Source organism: Undibacterium sp. SXout20W, assembly GCF_049340285.1.
GTDB lineage: Bacteria > Pseudomonadota > Gammaproteobacteria > Burkholderiales > Burkholderiaceae_D > Undibacterium.
In genome coordinates, this window is the sequence record NZ_JBMPPH010000093.1 from 1 (window position 1) to 2,219 (window position 2,219).

Here is a 2,219-nt window from a genome sequence, read left to right on the forward strand (position 1 = left end):
ATGGGCGATGAACAGCTTAAATCATCGTCCCAGAAAATGTCTCGGCTTCAAAACGCCGCACCAAGTATTTATGAAGCAGTTACAATCGCATCAACATGTGGTTGCACTTCGAAATTGAATCCGCCTCAGATAAATAATGTCTCTTTTATGTTTAATGAAAATTAGAAAATATGCATAGAGTTCTTGTACTTGGCGGGTATGGATTTTTTGGGAGTCGCATATGTAAGGCGTTAGCGGTGGATTCTCAAATTTACTTGTTCATCTCTGGTCGCGACGGTCTAAAGGCGAAAAAACTCGCGTTGGAATTGCACCTGAGGCAGGAGCAAGGTATTAGAATTGATGCGCAAAATAAAAAACTGGCGGACACTTTGGAAGAGCTTCGGATTGACACAGTGATCCATACGGCTGGACCATTTCAAGGTCAAAATTATGATGTGGCTAAGTCTTGCATAGCCGCAGGTGCTAATTATATCGATCTTGCTGATGGCCGCGACTTTGTTGCAGGCATTTCCCAGCTTGACGCCGAAGCTCGCGAAAGGGGCATTCTCGTTACTAGCGGAGCCAGCTCCTTACCTGCACTCTCATCTGCGGTTGTTGATCGCTATGTCGGTAAATTTAGCGTAATAAAATCGATACGACATGGAATCGCATCAGGTGCTCGCGCACCGGGGTTGGCAACAATGAGCGGCATATTTAGCTATTGTGGAAAGCCATTCTTACGATTAGAGGCTGGTCAATATGTAACGACTTACGGTTGGTTGGATATGCAAAGGCATCACTTCCCATCTGCAGTGGGAAACCGACTACTCGGCAGTTGTGATGTTCCAGACCTGGTTCTTTTTCCTGGCCGATACAGTGGTGTGGAAACCGTGACCTTCCACGCAGGTTTTGCAAGCAATTTGGGACATCTGGTTGTTTGGACACTTTCTCAGTTAGTAAGGATAAAGATGTTATCCAGTTTGACTTTGTTCGTTAAACCTCTGGCAAAGATTAGTCAATGGATGGAGGGGTTTGTGAGTGATAAAGGTGGGATGTTTGTATGTCTTGAAGGACTTGATCAAAATGCGCAAGCGTTGAAAATGACATGGTACTTATTAGTAGCACAGAATCATGGTCCTTATATTCCCTGTGGTGCATCCATTGCTTTGGTGCAGAAATTAGCGCGAAATATAAAACTTCCATCTGGAGCAATGCCATGTGTAGGTCTGTTAAGCGTAGAGGAATATTTGGCGTCTTTGGATGGATTTGATGTCAGGGAACTTGTGCCGTGACTATTTATATCGTACTCAAATGGCTTCATATTTTAAGTTCAACTATTTTGTTTGGTACAGGAATCGGCATTGCATTTTTTAAATGGTCGGCAGATCGCAGTCGAAACCTAAACCTTATCTCTGGCGTCAATGAACTTACTGTCTGGGCTGACTGGATATTTACAACGCCTGCAGTGATTATTCAGCCATTGACGGGATTTGCCATGATATTTCTGGCTGGTTATCCGCTAAACACACCTTGGATCATGCTTGCAACGAGCCTTTATTTAGTAGCTGGATGCTGCTGGCTTCCTGTGCTTCGACTTCAAATTGAGATGCGGACGCTCTCTCGAACTGCCATGATTGAAAATTCACACCTGCCTGATAACTATTGGCGATATGCGCGAACCTGGCTTTGGCTGGGCGTCCCGGCATTTCTTTCCTTGGTGACCGTATTTTGGTTAATGGTATCGAAGCCAATAGGATGAAAATCGAAAATTTACCTTTAAAGGCCCAGGATCTGCAAATAATCATGATTCGACTATATTGGATGAATCGGATTGGCGTTGCATTTCTTTGGATCTGGACTGCATGTGTATCCTGGTTCGTTTTTCCGCAAGATGAATCTTTAGAATTATTACGAAGAATTGGACTCATCACGGCGACTTATACTTGGCTCTCGCTATCTTGTCTCGTCGACGTCGTGATGGGCATTGCGACACTTTTTTTTCGCATCGAAAGTTTTATGGCGAATTCAAATAGCAATCGTGTTATTTTATTCAATCGTCATAATGATCGGACTGCCTGAATTCTTTATCCACCCGTTTTCACCATTAATTAAGAACGCGAGTTCAATTTTGAAGTGCAAGCGTATTTTTGAAGAATACCTGATTGGGTGTAAGGTATCCTAACCTTTTTCTTGGTCGATTATTCAGTCTATTCATGGCGTGATCAATCTCCTGTTGTGTA

2 protein-coding genes and 3 pseudogenes are annotated in these 2,219 nt (G+C 43.4%); 4 read left to right on the forward strand and 1 reads right to left on the reverse strand.

Translation table 11 applies throughout. The annotated features are described in order from the left end of the window. From ACO0K1_RS20025 to ACO0K1_RS20040, 4 genes and pseudogenes are all read left to right on the forward strand, one after another. Nucleotides 1-118: pseudogene (locus ACO0K1_RS20025) on the forward strand (IS30 family transposase); the annotation flags it as partial. A 52-nt stretch (nt 119-170) separates the two neighbouring features. Further along, nucleotides 171-1,271: a saccharopine dehydrogenase family protein gene (locus ACO0K1_RS20030; RefSeq protein WP_423028947.1), complete on the forward strand. Its 1,101-nt coding sequence runs from the start codon at nt 171-173 to the stop codon at nt 1,269-1,271. Next, entirely contained in the window at nt 1,268-1,738 is a 471-nt protein-coding gene (locus ACO0K1_RS20035) for a DUF2269 family protein (protein ID WP_423028949.1), read from the forward strand. Before ACO0K1_RS20030 ends, ACO0K1_RS20035 begins: the two co-directional genes overlap by 4 nt. 62 nt (nt 1,739-1,800) lie before the next feature. After that, a pseudogene (locus tag ACO0K1_RS20040) lies at nt 1,801-2,089 on the forward strand (DoxX-like family protein); the annotation flags it as partial. Between the two features lie 12 nt (nt 2,090-2,101). Here the strand turns inward: ACO0K1_RS20040 and ACO0K1_RS20045 are convergent. After that, a pseudogene (locus ACO0K1_RS20045) lies at nt 2,102-2,219 on the reverse strand (IS30 family transposase); the annotation flags it as partial.